Source organism: Pseudomonas sp. NFX183 (assembly GCF_047943075.1).
Classification (GTDB): domain Bacteria; phylum Pseudomonadota; class Gammaproteobacteria; order Pseudomonadales; family Pseudomonadaceae; genus Aquipseudomonas.
On the sequence record NZ_CP181333.1, the window covers coordinates 6,501,515 to 6,517,070 of the forward strand.

Annotated in this window: 13 protein-coding genes and 1 pseudogene; 9 read left to right on the plus strand and 5 right to left on the minus strand. The window is 61.4% G+C overall.

Going from position 1 to position 15,556, the window contains the following annotated elements:
* Nucleotides 1-94: 94 nt before the first annotated feature.
* From ACM530_RS30435 to ACM530_RS30445, 3 genes are all read right to left on the minus strand, one after another.
* Nucleotides 95-1,048: a FecR family protein gene (locus ACM530_RS30435; protein WP_416363986.1), complete on the minus strand. Its 954-nt coding sequence runs from the start codon at nt 1,046-1,048 to the stop codon at nt 95-97.
* A 23-nt stretch (nt 1,049-1,071) separates the two neighbouring features.
* Complete coding sequence (locus ACM530_RS30440) at nt 1,072-1,572, minus strand: sigma-70 family RNA polymerase sigma factor (RefSeq protein ID WP_145163659.1); 501 nt, start codon at nt 1,570-1,572, stop codon at nt 1,072-1,074.
* 140 nt (nt 1,573-1,712) lie between these two features.
* The gene (locus ACM530_RS30445) at nt 1,713-3,428 is read right to left on the minus strand and encodes an AAA family ATPase (RefSeq protein WP_416363987.1); all 1,716 of its coding nucleotides are present in this window, start codon (nt 3,426-3,428) and stop codon (nt 1,713-1,715) included.
* A 143-nt stretch (nt 3,429-3,571) separates the two neighbouring features.
* Here ACM530_RS30445 and ACM530_RS30450 point away from each other — a divergent pair, with 143 nt between their 5' ends.
* The 5 genes from ACM530_RS30450 to ACM530_RS30470 all read left to right on the plus strand — a co-directional run bounded on the left by ACM530_RS30450 (nt 3,572) and on the right by ACM530_RS30470 (nt 8,469).
* Complete coding sequence (locus tag ACM530_RS30450) at nt 3,572-4,372, plus strand: glucose 1-dehydrogenase (RefSeq protein ID WP_242201621.1); 801 nt, start codon at nt 3,572-3,574, stop codon at nt 4,370-4,372.
* Nucleotides 4,365-6,191, plus strand: coding sequence for a glycoside hydrolase family 15 protein (locus ACM530_RS30455; RefSeq protein ID WP_416363988.1), 1,827 nt, complete (start codon nt 4,365-4,367; stop codon nt 6,189-6,191). Before ACM530_RS30450 ends, ACM530_RS30455 begins: the two co-directional genes overlap by 8 nt.
* A 244-nt stretch (nt 6,192-6,435) precedes the next feature.
* Nucleotides 6,436-6,915 (plus strand): cysteine hydrolase family protein, encoded by a 480-nt coding sequence (locus tag ACM530_RS30460; RefSeq protein WP_416363989.1) that lies wholly within the window; start codon nt 6,436-6,438, stop codon nt 6,913-6,915.
* Nucleotides 6,912-7,493, plus strand: a complete 582-nt coding sequence (locus ACM530_RS30465; RefSeq protein ID WP_416363990.1) for a GNAT family N-acetyltransferase — start codon at nt 6,912-6,914, stop codon at nt 7,491-7,493. The genes ACM530_RS30460 and ACM530_RS30465 overlap by 4 nt, the downstream gene beginning before the upstream one ends.
* 70 nt (nt 7,494-7,563) lie before the next feature.
* Nucleotides 7,564-8,469: an alpha/beta fold hydrolase gene (locus ACM530_RS30470; RefSeq protein ID WP_416363991.1), complete on the plus strand. Its 906-nt coding sequence runs from the start codon at nt 7,564-7,566 to the stop codon at nt 8,467-8,469.
* A gap of 140 nt (nt 8,470-8,609) precedes the next feature.
* Here the strand turns inward: ACM530_RS30470 and ACM530_RS30475 are convergent, their stop codons facing one another.
* The gene (locus tag ACM530_RS30475; RefSeq protein WP_416363992.1) at nt 8,610-9,578 is read right to left on the minus strand and encodes a GlxA family transcriptional regulator; all 969 of its coding nucleotides are present in this window, start codon (nt 9,576-9,578) and stop codon (nt 8,610-8,612) included.
* 89 nt (nt 9,579-9,667) lie between these two features.
* Between ACM530_RS30475 and inhA the strand changes: the two genes are divergently transcribed.
* On the plus strand, nt 9,668-10,348 hold the full coding sequence (inhA, locus tag ACM530_RS30480) for an isonitrile hydratase (RefSeq protein WP_416363993.1): 681 nt from the start codon (nt 9,668-9,670) through the stop codon (nt 10,346-10,348).
* A gap of 9 nt (nt 10,349-10,357) precedes the next feature.
* Here the strand turns inward: inhA and ACM530_RS30485 are convergent, their stop codons facing one another.
* Nucleotides 10,358-10,987, minus strand: coding sequence for a LysE family translocator (locus ACM530_RS30485; RefSeq protein WP_416363994.1), 630 nt, complete (start codon nt 10,985-10,987; stop codon nt 10,358-10,360).
* A gap of 171 nt (nt 10,988-11,158) precedes the next feature.
* Between ACM530_RS30485 and ACM530_RS30490 the strand changes: the two are divergent.
* The 3 genes and pseudogenes from ACM530_RS30490 (at nt 11,159) to ACM530_RS30500 (ending at nt 15,203) form a co-directional block, all read left to right on the plus strand.
* Nucleotides 11,159-11,674: pseudogene (locus ACM530_RS30490) on the plus strand (sigma-70 family RNA polymerase sigma factor).
* Nucleotides 11,661-12,611, plus strand: a complete 951-nt coding sequence (locus ACM530_RS30495) for a FecR domain-containing protein (protein ID WP_416363995.1) — start codon at nt 11,661-11,663, stop codon at nt 12,609-12,611. The pseudogene ACM530_RS30490 and the gene ACM530_RS30495 overlap by 14 nt, the downstream one beginning before the upstream one ends.
* 105 nt (nt 12,612-12,716) lie before the next feature.
* Nucleotides 12,717-15,203 carry a TonB-dependent siderophore receptor gene (locus ACM530_RS30500; RefSeq protein ID WP_416363996.1) on the plus strand — a complete coding sequence of 829 codons (2,487 nt, stop codon included), beginning with the start codon at nt 12,717-12,719 and terminating at the stop codon, nt 15,201-15,203.
* The last annotated feature ends 353 nt before the right edge of the window (nt 15,204-15,556 follow it).

Sequence of the window (15,556 nt, forward strand, 5' to 3'; positions counted from 1 at the left end):
GAACCTAGTCCTGTGATCGCAAGAGTGTGCGGCTGTTAATGCAAACCAGTTGCAGTTGCAGGAGAAGACGAAGAACTCGGAAAAAACCTGAATCTCAGCGGGAAATAATTTCCTGGCTGCCATCGGGCAAGCTGCGCAGGGCAACCGGCAGTATGTGCGGCAAGGCTTTGAGCAAGGCGTCGGTGTCGCGGGCGTTGAACACACTGGTCAAGCGCAGGTTGCTCACCGCCGCCGTGCTGACCCGCAAGGGCTGCTCACGGTAGCGCGATACTTCACGGGCCACTTCGCCGAGGGTGGCGTTGTTGAACACCAGTTTTCCGCTGCGCCAGGCGGTCAGTTCATCGGCATTCACCGCGTAAGCCGCTGCGACCTGCCCCTGGGAATCGACATGCGTGCCGCGGCCTGCCGTGAGCGTGACCCTCTGATCCGTCGAGCGCCCCTGTACCTTGACGGTGCCGGCCTCGACCACCACGCGGGTCTGGTCGTCGTCACGGCGCACATCGAACCGCGTGCCGGTGACCGTCACCTGCCCTGCGCCGGCGACCACGATGAACGGGCGACGGGTGTCATGCTCGACGCTGAACATCGCTTCGCCTTGCTTGATCTCCACACCGCGCCGGCCATTTTCGTAGTGCACCGCGACCACGCTGCGGCTGTTCAGGTCCATGACCGAGCCGTCCGGCAAGGCCACTTGGCGATGCTCACCCACGCGCGTACTGAATTGCGCACTGTAGGGTGTGGGCTGATCCAGCCCGCTGAACAGCCCGAGGCCCAGGGCAATCGCCACCACACTGGCGGCGACGGCATAACGCACAACGGCGCGGCGTCGGGGCCGCTCGACCGGCGCCTCACACAACGCCTGCAAACGTGCCTTGGGCAGCAGGTCTGCGGCGCTCCACATCCCTTGCAGCACATCGAATTCGTACTGGTGCTCGGGACGCTCGTTGCGCCAGGCGTCGAAGCGCTGGCGTTCTGCGCTGCTCAAGTCGGCCTCTTGCAGGCGTACAAACCATTGCGCGGCTTCGTCGCGAGCGCGGCTATCCATCATGGAAGGTCCTGTGTCAAAGCGGGTCATGGGGCCATCGCATCCAGGCGGTCACGCAGATGCCGCAAGGTGCGGATCATATACTTTTCCACCATGTTTTTAGACAGGCCCAGGCGCACGGCGATTTCCTGCTGGGTCAGGCCCTCGATTTTCTGCCAGATAAATACCTTGCGACAGTTGAGCGGCAACTCGGCCAGGGCCCGCTCAATGGAGTCCGCCAACTGGATCGCGTGCATGAAATGCTCCGGATCGCCGCTGTGCGGCGAACGCTGATCAAAGGCTTCCAGCGCCAGCGCCTCACGCCGGTCTTCACGGCGATAGGCATCAACGGCGATGTTGCGCGCGGTTTGATGCAAATAGGCGCGCGGTTGCTCAACCTCGCTGGAACGCGACTCAAGCACCCGCACGAAGGTGTCGTGGGCCAGGTCCTCGGCCTGCTGACGGTTTCTCAGGCGGCGTGTCCAGGTTCCGATCAACTCTTCGTAGTGCTCGAAAAAGCCTGTTCTGCGGGGCGGCTGAGGAGTCATCGAGTGAGCACTGAGGAGGCGGGGCGTGAATAGTAATGTTTCCTATTAAGTGGAGCAATTGCTTCGCGTCGCCGAGATTGTGATTCCCCGGATGCGGCGTCGCTCCACCGCACACCCCTTACTTGCAACGCCTAATCAGGCTACACCATGCCTGAGTTCCAACGTTTGATGAACTGACACAGCAGCTCAACTTGCACTCGCAAATCGAGAGGGCTGTAGTCAGGTATATGATCAGCAACGTAGGCAGATGCTACCTTGACCTTGTTGGCTGTTTTGCTCTTTTGCGCATGCTGCTTTTTGTAGAGCAAACGGTTTGCCCAAATACTGGTTCCCCCTGTTCGTGCCGCCGACGGATGGACTGCTTTGATTATTTTTTCCAGTCGCAGGGGATCTAGATAGTTTTCCACCTCACGTCCCTTCGTCACCCATACATGCCGGTTTGGGTGGTGACTGAACGCATTAACAATGCGTTGCTTTGTGACGTTGATCGCTTTATCGACGCCGCTCTTATCACTGTCGAGCAAGATCGCTGAATGTCGGTTCAATCTAATCAGGCTAATAAGATCCTCAAGGTTGTCATCCCCTTCCTCGCCATCATCATCTGCGGTCAGATGGCTCAGCAAACGGCCACCGTAAAACATGATTGAATAATGAATACCTTCACGCAGAGAGGGCGCCAGCCCGCTGATCCAATGGTTTAAATAGGTACGATCAGAAGGCCCTTCAACCCAGATTACGCAATTGGCCTGCAAGATATCGGAAGCCATATACCCCATCCGGTCAAGAATTTCGCTTAGGTCTGGCTTGCAATCGATGTAGGTACCGTGGCTCTGGAAAATCTTCAATTTTTCCGTAGCGGCAACATTGATCAATGCTGCGGAATGCGTGCTGATAAATAGTTGTTGTGTTCGCTCACTGGCAATCTGGATCAGCGTCTCCATCAAGTAACGCATCAGGGTTGGATGCAGATGGGTTTCCGGTTCTTCGATCAGACACACTGCGCCTTCCGGACACGTCCTCAGCCAGCTTGCAATCCAGGCGAACGTCTTCCAGCCGGATGGTAGCCAGTGGCCCTGCAACTCGTTAGACATTCGATGATCATCATCCAGCCAAACGCCGATGATCCCGGGCTCGCTCAGATGAAACGAAACATCGTTGAGCAGCGTCTGCCCCCTCTCCTCCGCCCTAGGAAACACCGCCAAACCGAGAAGATGGTGGCGGATGCTATTCAACGCCTCAACGAATGCCTTATCGAACGCCTCTTCAGGTTGGGCACTAGCGCGATAGCAGATGCACGAGCAACTGAAAAAGCGTGGGAACGGGCTGAACGGTGCATTTTTATAAAGCTGACCCGACACATTCACCTTTCGACGCGCCAACCTTCTTTGATCCGAGGAGTATTGCCATCCACCGTCATGAGCCTGAGGCGGTGGCAAGAGCAATTGTATGCAACTTGCGTAACGCAATGCTTCTTCGGGATGTTCCGCCGCACCAGAGGAAAAGAGATAACCCCAGCGCTCGCCATTACTGAACTTGACACCGTAGGAGGGATTACTCTGCCTGGGAGGATTTTCCCGGGGGAGCGAAGCCAAGATCTCTGGGTACCGCAGGCCTCTCAGCATGTCGAGGATTGTCGATTTACCGGCCCCATTCTCGCCAAGCAACACGTTTACCTGCCCCGTTTCTAATGGGCTCGTTTCGAACAACATGTCGAAATGCGCCTGCGCTGAAAGGTCTTGAGGGACGCTCTGCTGGGGAGAATTGAGGGTACGAATGCCAGAAAACCAAATATGCGAAATATGCATGAGCCCAAAACACGCTGATTGATGTTCCTGCGTATCGGCGGCATTCCCCACTTCCTGAACCTGTACCTGACGACATCTCCAACGATAACGCCTGAGCAGGATAAGCAGCCATCGTCGCATTTGAGACAACCGGTGAACTTCCGCCCCGCGCCGCCAGTCAGCTGCAAAGACTCTCTTAAAACGGTGGATGGGCTATGCAGATCTCGTTGCAGCAACAAGTGGCCCTGGTCACCGGCGCCAGTTCCGGCATTGGTGCAGGCGCCGCCAAGGCATTGGCCGAGGCCGGTGCGGCGGTGGTGCTCAATTACAACTCGCAGGCGGCGCCGGCCGAAGCCCTTGCCGCGCAGATCAACGCCAACGGCGGCCAGGCGATTGCCATCGGTGGCGATGTGTCCAAGGAAGCCGACGTAGAACGTTTATTCGCCCAGACCCTCGATGCCTTCGGCCACCTGGACATTCTGGTGGCCAACTCCGGCCTGCAAAAAGACGCCAACCTGGTCGACATGACCCTCGACGATTGGAACACCGTGATCGGCGTCAACCTGACCGGCCAGTTCCTGTGTGCCCGCGCCGCCGTGCGGATTTTCAATCGCCAGGGCGTGCGCGAGGGCGTGTCGCGTGCCGCCGGCAAAATCATCCACATGAGTTCGGTGCACCAGATCATTCCCTGGGCCGGGCATGTGAATTACGCCGCCTCCAAGGGCGGCGTGGAGATGCTGATGCGCACCCTCGCCCAGGAAGTCAGCGAACAACGCATCCGCATCAATGGCATTGCGCCGGGGGCCATTCGTACGGCGATCAACCGCGCAGCCACCGAGGGTGCGGCAGAAAAAGAGCTGTTGAAGTTGATTCCCTATGGCCGCGTCGGCGACGTCGAAGACGTGGCCAACGCGGTGGTGTGGCTGGCCAGCGACGCGTCCGATTACGTGGTCGGCAGCACCCTGTTCATTGACGGTGGCATGAGCCTTTATCCGGAGTTTCGTGGCAATGGTTGATTTCAAGAACGAACCCCAAAGCGCCATCGATGCCCACGGCATTATTGGCGATATGCGCAGCGCGGCCTTGGTGAATGACCGTGGCAGCATCGACTTTTTCTGCTGGCCGGAATTCGACAGCCCGTCGATCTTCTGTTCGCTGCTCGACACGCCTGAGGCGGGTGTTTTTCAACTTTCACCCGAACTGAAAAACGCACGGCGTGAGCAAATCTACCTGCCCGATACCAACGTGCTGCAAACCCGCTGGCTGAGCGATGAAGCCGTGGTGGAAATCACCGACCTGCTGGTCATCAGTGAAGAAATCGACGACCTGCCGCTGCTGATTCGGCGCGTGCGTGTGGTCAGCGGCAGCGCAAACATCCAGCTGCGCTGCGCCGTGCGCCACGACTATGCGCGCACGCCAACCCAGGCCAGCCTCGCCGACGGTATCGTGTCTTTTACCGCCGACGGCCAGCCTGGCCTGCGGCTGGCGGGCAGCCACGCGATGCAGATCGAAGACGATGCCGCCGTGGCCAGCTTCACCCTGGGCCAGGAAGAAGGCGCTGAGTTCGTGCTCGGCGGCCAGGATGACCCCCGCGTCAACAATGGCTGCACCGACCTGGCGCTGGCGCACACCTTGAAATTCTGGCGCGGCTGGATCGCGCAGTCGAATTACCGTGGGCGCTGGCGCGAAATGGTCAACCGCTCGGCACTCGCCTTGAAGCTGCTGACCTCGCGCAAACACGGCGCAATCATTGCCGCCGCGACATTTGGCCTGCCGGAAACCCCCGGCGGCGAACGCAACTGGGACTACCGCTACACGTGGATCCGCGACGCCTCGTTTACCGTCTACGCCTTCATGCGTCTGGGCTTCATCGAAGAGGCCAACGCTTACATGCGCTGGCTGAAAGGCCGCGTCAGTGACTGCTGCGGTCAGGCGACCAAAATCAATATTCTTTACGGTATTGATGGGCGCCAGGAACTGCCGGAAGCCACGCTTGATCACTTCAGCGGCCACGGCGGCGCCAAACCGGTGCGCATCGGCAATGAAGCGTTTGACCAGGTCCAGCTGGATATCTACGGCGAGCTGATGGATGCGGTGTATCTGGTCAACAAATACGGCGAAGCGATTTCCCATGAAGGCTGGAAACACACCGTGGAAGTGGCCGATCAGGTGTGCGAAATCTGGAACCAGCAAGACGTGGGCATCTGGGAAATGCGCGGTGAGCAGCATCACTTCCTGCATTCGCGCCTGATGTGCTGGGTGGCGCTGGACCGTGCAATCCGGTTGGCCTCCAAGCGCTCGCTGCCCGCCCCGTTTGCGCGCTGGGACCAGACACGCCAGGCGATCTACGCGGATATCTGGAGCAACTTCTGGGATGAAGAGCGCGGGCATTTCGTGCAGCACATCGGCAGTACTGCGCTGGATGGTTCGATGCTGCTGATGCCGCTGGTGCGCTTCGTCGCGGCGACCGACCCACGCTGGCTGTCGACGCTGGAAGCAATCCAGAAAAGCCTGGTGCGTGACGGCATGGTCTACCGCTACCGCAACGACGACAGCCAGATCGACGGGTTGCAAGGCACCGAAGGCGCATTCGCCGCGTGTTCGTTCTGGTACGTCGAATGCCTGGCGCGCGCCGGGCAAGTGGAGAAGGCCCACCTGGAATTCGAACAACTGCTGCGCTACGCCAACCCGTTGGGCTTGTACGCCGAAGAGTTCGACAGCCAGGCGCATCACCTGGGCAATACGCCGCAGGCGTTAAGCCATTTGGCGCTGATCAGCGCGGCGACCTTCCTGGACCGCAAGCTCAGCGGCGAAAAGACCACCTGGCAACCTTGAGCGGACTTGACGCACAGCAGAGGCCTATCTACCTGACACACTGAGGGCCAACTGTGCGAGCGGGCTTGTCGAGAAGCGGGAGTGTCAGTGACTGCATGCAGAGGCTGACACATCGCATTCGCGAGCAAGCCCGCTCCCACAGGTGATCGGGTTCAGCTTCCTGCTGTTGATTTTGATCTGAGGCGCCTCGCTAAACACCATAGCGTGCACAATGGGCATCCCCCGAGCTGCGTTCAGGAACCCCATGCGCCAGGCATTGTTGATCATCGACGTGCAACCTTCCTTCAATCCACCCGCGTGGCTGGTCGATGGCATCAACGCCCTGCTCGGGCGTCTACCCTCGGTGGCCACTGTGGAGCGCCACGACGAAAGCATCACCCCCTTTGCCCGCCAACTGGGCTGGCAACCCGCGCCGGATGACGACAGCCTGATCGCAGCCGAGCGCATCTTCGTCAAACACGGCTATGCGCCGACACCCGAAACCCTGGACTACCTGAAAAGCCTGGCGCCGGAGCGCGTGCTGGTGTGTGGCCTTCAAACCGATACGTGCGTGCTGGCGGCCGGGTTCGCGTTATTTGACGCCGGCTTGCAGCCGACGCTGATCAGCGATTTGACCGTGGGCTCGTCGCTGGACCGGTCGGGAACACTGGGCGTGGATTTGTGGCGGCACCATTTTGGATGCGTGATTGATCGGGCTCAGGTGATGGCGACGACCGCCTCATGAGCCCATTCCCGACGCTTGCCACCCAGCGCCTGCGCCTGCGCGAACTGCGCGCAACCGACGCCCCCGCCCTGTTCGCCATCCACCGCGACACCATCAACATGCGCTGGTTTGGCGCCGACCCGATGATCGACCTCGCCCAGGCCTACGCGCTGATCGACACCTTCGCCCAGTGGCGCACCCAGCCCAACCCCGGCACACGCTGGGGGATTGAACGGGACGGCGAACTGATCGGCAGCTGCGGCCTGTTCAAATGGAATCGCGCCTGGCACAGCTGCGCCCTGTCCTGTGAACTGGCGCCCGCCGCCCGTGGCCAGGGCTTGATGAGCGAAGCGTTGCGGGCAATGCTCGATTGGGGCATCACGCACATGCACTTGCATCGGGTTGAAGCCTTGGTGCATCCGCAAAACACCGCGTCACTGGCGTTGTTGGAACGCCTGGGCTTCATCGCCGAAGGGACGTTGCGAGAAGCCGGGTTCTGGAATGGCCAGCGGCATGATCTGATGGTGTTGGGGTTATTGACGCAGGCATTGCATCGGGTTGCGCCAGGTCGGGCTGGACAAGTCAGACGACTGCCTTGATTTACACCCCGTACCGTCACGGGTTTGAGCTAGAGTGGCCGCTACTTTGGCCAGTCGATAAGTGCCCCTCATGACTACGCTCGCCCCGCTGCTATATGTCCGTACGCCGATGCTGGAAATCGCCTACGAAGCCCACGGCCCCGAAGACGGCGAACCGGTGATCCTGCTGCATGGTTTCCCTTACGACCCGCGTGGCTACGATGAGATCGCGCCGGCCCTGGCCGAACGCGGTTGTCGGGTGTTGGTGCCTTACCTGCGCGGTTATGGCCCGACGCGGTTTATCAACGCGCAGGTGATGCGCTCCGGCCAACAGGCGGCGTTGGCCAAGGACCTGCTGGATTTCATGGATGCCCTCGGCATCGCGCAGGCCACACTCGCCGGTTACGACTGGGGCGGGCGCGCCGCGTGTATCGTCGCCGCTCTATGGCCGTACCGAGTGCGCGGGTTGGTGACCGGGGATGGCTACAACATCCAGGACATTGCCAAGTCGCTTGAACCGAGCGCGCCGGAAACGGAGCATCGGTTGTGGTATCAGTTTTACTTTCACACCCAGCGTGGCGTGGACGGTCTGAGCGCCAATCGCCGTGAGTTCTGCGAGTTGTTGTGGCGGCTGTGGTCGCCGACCTGGGCTGAGGGGCCGAGGCTGTATGGCCGCACGGCGCCGTCGTTTGACAACCCGGACTTTGTCGACGTGGTGATTCATTCCTATCGCCACCGTTTCACCTACGCGCCGGGCGACCCGGCGCTGGAGGCGATCGAGCAGGCACTGGCCGCGCAGCCGCCGATTTCGGTGCCGACGATTTCGCTGTGCGGCGCTGATGACGGCGTAGGCCCGGCCCCGGCGGTGGATGACGACGAGGAACATTTCAGCGGTTTTTATCGACGCGAAGTCTTGTCCGGTGTGGGCCACAACATTCCTCAGGAAGCGCCACAGGCCACCCTCAGGGCAATCTGTGAATTGCTGGATCGGGCTTGAACGTTACCGGGCAGCTCTGATCCTGAAACTGAACACGCTGCCCTGCCCCTCCACGCTTTCTGCCCAAACCATGCCGCCGCTTCGATGATGCCGTGGGAAATGTACAGGCCCAGCCCGCTGCAAAATGTGTACGTTTTTGTTCAAGTCGGTGCGCAGAAGCGCTCACGGTAAGCCTGGGGCGTGACTTCCAGTGCCCGCAGGAAACTGCGCCGCAGGGTTTCCTCGCAGCCAAAACCGCACTGCACCGCGATACGTTTGATCGACGCCGTGCTGTCAGCCAGCTGCCGACGCGCAGTTTCTACACGGATCAGTTCGACTGCGCGCGCCGGGGTCTGGCCGGTTTCGGCGCGGTAGTGCCGCACGAAACTGCGTTCGCTCATGCCGGCCAGGGCGGCCAAGGTGGGAATATTCAGATCGAGGGTGAGGTTTTCGGCCATCCACGCGTGCAAATCGGCAAAACGGCTGTCGCCCTTTTGCAGGGACAACGCCACGCTGTATTGCGCTTGCCCACCGGGGCGTTTAAGGAACACCACCAAGTGCCGCGCCGCTTCCAGGGCCACGGCGCGGCCCAGGTCTTCTTCCACCAGGGCCAGGCACAGGTCGATGCCAGCCGTCACGCCGGCGGACGTCCACACAGAGCCTTGCTGGATGAAAATCGGATTGGCCTCCACCGTCAGCGACGGAAACTTGCGCGCCAGTTCCTCGCAGCGTGTCCAGTGGGTGGCCACGCGGCAACCATCGAGCAAACCGCTGGCGGCGAGCAGGAAAGCCCCGGTGCACACCGAGGTCATGCGTCGGGTGTGCCGGGCTTTTTGCGTGACCCAATCGACCAGCGCGGCATCTTCGGCGGCGCCATACACGCCCCAGCCGCCGGCGATCACCAGCGTGTCGCACGGCGCGTCGGCCGCAGGCAGCGGCTCGGCCACCAAGGCCAGGCCCGCGGAGGTCATCACCGGTTCCGCCTGGGCGGCAATCACCGACACCGCATAAGGCAGCGGCTGGCCGCGCTGGCGCGCCAGGTCATTGGTGGTGGCGAACACCTGTAATGGCCCGGTCACATCGAGCACCTGGGCGTTATTGAAGGCGAGTACGTGAATGGTCCGGGTCATGTTGGCGTAATCTGTGGGCTCAATGGCGTATGCGCCAAAGCCTAGGCCTCTAGAATGAGGCCGTCTACCCCTTTATCGGAGCTTCATCGATGACCTTGCAGATTGGCTTTGTGTTGTTCCCCGGTATCCAGCAATTGGACCTCACCGGCCCCTACGACGTGCTGGGCTCGCTGCCGGATGTGCAACTGCATCTGGTGTGGAACGACCTGGCGCCGGTCACCTCCAGCACCGGCATGGTGTTTACGCCGACCATGACGTACGCCGACTGCCCGCGCCTGGACGTGATTTGCGTGCCCGGCGGTGCCGGCGTCGGCGCCTTGATGGAAGACCCGCAAACCCTGGATTTTCTCAAGGCCCAGGCACAGACCGCACGCTACGTGACCTCGGTGTGCACCGGTTCGCTGGTACTCGGCGCGGCGGGTTTGCTGCGCGGCCGCAGGGCCACCACGCACTGGGCCTATCACGACCTGCTCGCCCCACTCGGCGCCATTGCGGTGCAAGCGCGCGTGGTGCGTGACGGCAACCTGCTGACCGGTGGCGGGATTACGGCAGGAATCGACTTTGCCCTGACCCTGGCCGCCGAACTCTACAGCGAGGCCGCGGCGCAACTGGTGCAGTTACAGATCGAATACGCGCCCGCCCCGCCGTTCGATTCGGGCAGCCCGCAGACCGCGCCCGCGCACGTGCTGGAAGAAGCCAGGAAGCGTAAGGCCGAATCGCGTCGCGTGCGCGGCGAGGTCGTGGCCCGGGCGGCAGCTCGGTTGGGTTGAGGTGCCCTGTCAAGCTGGCCGGGACATCAGCGCCAGCCGCGCGGCCAGCAGCATGAGCACCGTCGCCAGGCCCCATTTCTGGAGCCTGGCGCTCTGTGCGCGGCCGGCAAAAAAACGGCTTAGCGCGCCGCCAAAAATCCCCAGCATCGCGTGAAATACACCGGCAATCAGGGTCAGAACGCCGCCCAGCATCAGCAGTTGCAGCGTGATGGAACCGGCCTGCGGCCTGACGAACTGAGGCAAAAACACCATGAAAAACAACAGTGCCTTGGGGTTGAGCAGGCTGTTGAGCATGGCCTGCGCAAACACACGGCCCAGGCGCACGCGCTTCACCTGGGCAGCGTCCAGGCTCGGGCTTTTCTGCAAGGTCTTGACCACCAACCACAGCAGGTAAATGACGCCGGCATAACGAATCACATCAAACGACGGCGGCCAACTGGCGACCAGTGCCGTGACACCGGTGGCGGTCAACGCGGTCAGCAGCAGGTCCGCGACGCAAATCCCCAGGCTCGAGGCCACCCCACCGCGCCAGCCATAACTCACGCCATGGCTGATAACAAACGCCATGTTCGGCCCCGGCGATAGCAGCAGCAACACCACCGCCCCTGAAAACACCAACAAGGTTGAAAGATCGATCATGCTCAAGCCCTGCGCCGTAAAAGCCTGCAGGCTAATCGGCCGGCCCTGCGCGCACAAAAAATTGTGCTGGATACATTCTTTGCTCACGACGGCACCGGGCGATTGCTCGTGACCACAACCAGCGTCTAGAATGCGAAACATTATCAATTGAGACTGTTGCGCAGGATGCCCATGTCGAGCGACCCCCCTCTGGACCCTGCCACCCTCGGCCAGCTCTACCAGGCTCATCATTCGTGGCTGCGCGGCTGGTTAAGCCGGCGCACCGGCTGCCGTGAACACGCTGCCGACCTGGCGCAGGAAACCTTCATGCGCCTGCTCATCGCGCGCAAACAGCAAACCTTGCAGCAGCCGCGCGCTTACCTGAGCAGCATCGCGCGCAGTCTGATGATCGACCAGTACCGGCGCCGCGAACTGGAACGCGCCTACCTTGAGAGCCTCGCACACTTCCCGGAACTGCAAGTGCCGTAGGAGGAGACCCGGCTGCTGATCCTCGACAGCCTGGAGCGCATCGACCGCTTGCTCGACCAGCTCAAGCCACGCGTACGCGAAGCCTTTTTGCTGGCGCAACTGGATGGCCTGACGTGTGCGCAAATCGCCTTGCGCCTGGGCGTGTCCAAAGCCACCGTCGAGCGCGACCTGTCCAAAGCGCTGCACGCCTGCTACCGGTTGCGGTATGCCGAACGTTGACCCGCGCCTGCTCGACCAGGCTATCCAGTGGATGATAAAGCTGCGTTTCAACGTCGCCGATGACGCCAGCACCGCCGCGTTCGAGCAGTGGTTGCAGACCAGCGCCGAGCATCAGCGGGTGTGGCAACGCGTAGCGAGCATGCATGATGAGTTTGCCCAGGTTCCCGCTCGCGTCGGCCACCATGCGCTGGATGGCGCGCGCCGACGCATCAGCCGCCGGGAAGGTTTGAAAGTGTTGGGGCTGTTGGCCGGCGCCGCCGGGCTGACCTGGCTCGGTCGCGACTACACGCCCCTGCCCGCCTTGCTGGCCGACTACCGCACGGCTACCGGCGAACGGCGCTGGGTCACGTTGAGCGATGGCAGCCAGGTGCAGCTCAACAGCGCCAGCGCGATCGACACCGCCTTCACTGCCGAGCGGCGTCAGGTGCAGCTGCTTCAGGGCGAGATACGGGTCAATAGCAGTGCCGACAGCCGGCCGTTGTGGGTACAGACTCGCGATGGTTTTCTGCGCGCCCTCGACACGCGGTTTCTGCTGCGCGAGGCCTCTCAAGGCACCTTGCTCGATGTGCAGCAAGGCGCCGTGGCGGTGTATGTCGACAAGCATTCATCCAACGCCCGCCACATCGTCAAAGCAGGTGAACACATACTGTTCGACCGTCACGGCATTCGCCCATCGATTGCCAACGGCCTGGATCCCTGGGCCTGGAGCGACGGTGTGATCAGCGCCCACAACATGCGCCTGGACGACTTCCTCGCCGAACTGAGCCGCTACCGCAACGGCCTGGTGCGTTGCAGCGAAGCGGTAGCCAGCCTGCGCGTGTCGGGCACGTACCAACTGGACGACACCGATCAGGTGTTGAGCCTGGTGGCGCAATCGTTGCCGGTGAGCATTCACTACCGCAGCCGCTACTGGGTCACTGTCACGCCTCGCGTGTAAGTGCTGAAAAATAAATGAGGTGAATGCTCATTGCCGCTCGACCTGTAAGGAAAGGCCGATCAACAGGCCGGTTCTGTCCACTTCCTTCAGGAGCATTCCGCGGTCATGCAAGCGTTTCCTTCCCAACGTTCTTCCCTCAAGCGCACGGTGCAGGCCGCCGTGCTCGGCGCCTGCCTCAGCGGAGGTGGCCTGCCCTCGGCCGTGCTGGCCGACACACCTGCCGTCGATAATCAGGCGCGCGATTGGCACATCGCTCCAGGCGCCCTGGCCAACGCGTTGGATCAGTTCGCCCGCCAGGCCGGCATCAGCCTGTCGTACGACGCCACCAGCGTCGCCGGCAAGTCCAGCACGGGCCTCACCGGCAACCTTGACCGCGAGCAAGCGTTGAACCAGCTGCTGCGCGGGCAACACCTGCAAGCTCAGCGCCAGGGTGCAAGCACCTGGCTGTTGCTGCCGCAAATGGCCGAATCCGGCGCGCTCAACCTGAGCGCCACCACCGTCACCGGCGCCCGTGCAGGGGCCACAACCGACGGCACCGGCGCCTACACCACCGGTGCGGTGACGATCGGCAAAGGCGAACACAGCCTGCGAGAAACCCCGCAATCGGTCAGCGTGATGACCCGTCAATTGATGGACGATCAGAACGTCACCACCATCGATGACGTCATGGAGCGCACACCGGGCATCACCACCTATGAGTCGCCCATGGGCGGCAAGTATTTCTACTCCCGGGGTTTCAAGATGCTCGGCCAGTACCAGTACGACGGGGTGCCTCTGGACATGGGCAAGGACTACGTACAGGCCGACAGCTTTACCGCCAACATGGCGATTTATGACCGGGTGGAAGTGCTCAAGGGTGCAGCCGGCATGCTCAAGGGCGCCGGCACCGCCAGCGGCGCGGTGAATTTTGTGCGCAAGCGGCCTCAAGCCAAACCCACCACCAGCCTGTCGCTGTCCGCCGGCACCTGGGACAACTATCGCGCCGACCTCGACACCGGCGGCGCACTGAATGACAGTGGCACCGTGCGCGGCCGCGCGGCCGTCAGCCAGCAAACGCGCAGGTCGTATATGGATATCGCCAAGCGCCAGGACCAGGCGGTCTACGCGGCACTGGATTTCGACCTCGACGCCGACACCACCCTGGGCGTCGGCGCCAGCTATGAAGACGTTGATGCCTCGCCCTGCTGGGGCGGCTTGCCGCGCTACAGCGACGGCAAAAGCGCCAAGCTCAGCCGCTCCACGTGCCTGGGCCAATCCTGGAACGACTGGCAAAGCCAGCGCGCCACGTTCTTCGCCGACCTCACCCACCACTTCAGCGATGACTGGAAACTCAACGTAGCGGCCGTGCACAGCCGCAACCTGCAAGGCATCAAATACGCCGCCAGCGAAGGCACCATCGACTATGGCAACCCGGCACCGACGGCCAACTCCTACGCGGCCTTGATGGATTACGACCACCGCGACTTCGGCCTTGACGCCTACCTGGACGGCAAGTTCGAAGCCTTCGGCCTCGAACACGAACTGATCATTGGCGCCAACGGCAGCCGGGGCACCCAGGATGATGTGTATGCAATCCAGAACCTGCCGACGCGCGTGAACATCTACCAGCCCGACCACCACCTTGCGGAACCCGCCAACGATACCTTCTGGCCGAACATGTACCGCGGCGGCACGGTCAAGGAAACCGCCACCCAATACGGCACCTACGCCACGTTGCGCCTGCGCCTGGCCGAACCGTTGTTATTTATCGTCGGCAGCCGCGTGAGCTGGTATGAGAACCGCCGCCAGTCCAACAACCTGGCCTGGGGCGAATGGGCCGTGCAGGACGCGCGCACCCGGGAAACCGGCGAAGTCACACCGTTTGCCGCACTGATTTATGACCTCGACGAACACCTCTCGGTGTACGCCAGCTACGCCGATATCTTCCAGCCACAAAGTTCCTACGCCACGGTCGACGGCGCGGCACTCAAGCCGCAGATCGGTGACAACTACGAGCTGGGGATCAAGGGCGAATGGTTCGAGGGGCGCCTCAACAGCTCCCTTGCGCTGTTTCGCGCCGTGCAGAAAAACACGGCTGAAACCGACTACCTCAGCGTCTGCCCGACGTCCTCCGACGGTTATTGCTACAGCGACACCGGCAAGACCCGCGCCCAGGGTGTAGAAGCCGAAGTCAGTGGTGAATTGCTCGAGCGCCTGCAGGTGTTTGGCGGCTACACCTATACCCAGACCAAAACCCTGAAGAACATCGACAGCGCCGTGGAAGGTGGCGTGTCCAACAGCTACGTGCCCCGGCATATGCTGCGTATGTGGGGTGACTACCAACTGGATGGCGCGCTGTCGAAATGGAGCGTGGGCACCGGCGTCAACGCCCAGAGCAGCAACTACCGCGTGCAGGGCATCAAGCTCGAACAGGCCGGTTATGCGGTGTGGAGTGCGCGCCTGGCCTATCGCGTAGACGACACCTGGACCGTGGCGCTCAACGGTAACAATGTTTTCGACAAACACTATTATCAAACCGTGGGCACCGCCGCCTGGGGCAACTTTTACGGTGAACCGCGCAATTTTACCCTGAGTGTGAAAGGCAACTTCTAACCCCCGATGTCCCCGGTGGCAGGCATTAGGCGCCCTGCCACCGCGTCCTTGTCCCCTTTTCCTACCTCTATTCGAAAAAGGTTTGTGCATCTGGCAGGAAAATTCTCACATTTGTTCCTACACTCAAAATCACACCTCTTCACCGCGTGTTCGAACAAGGAAAGTCAATAAAATGCGACGAAAAACTCAGCTTAACGTGTCTGGCACGCAAGCTTTGCGCCACAGTCAACAAATTGACTGAGTAACAGAAAAGGAACACTCCTTAAGTCACTAGCCCCGCAAGTTTCCTTCATTTGGATGGCTTCACTTGGATGAAATAGTTGCGTTTTACCCAGAGTAGCCATCGTTCGACT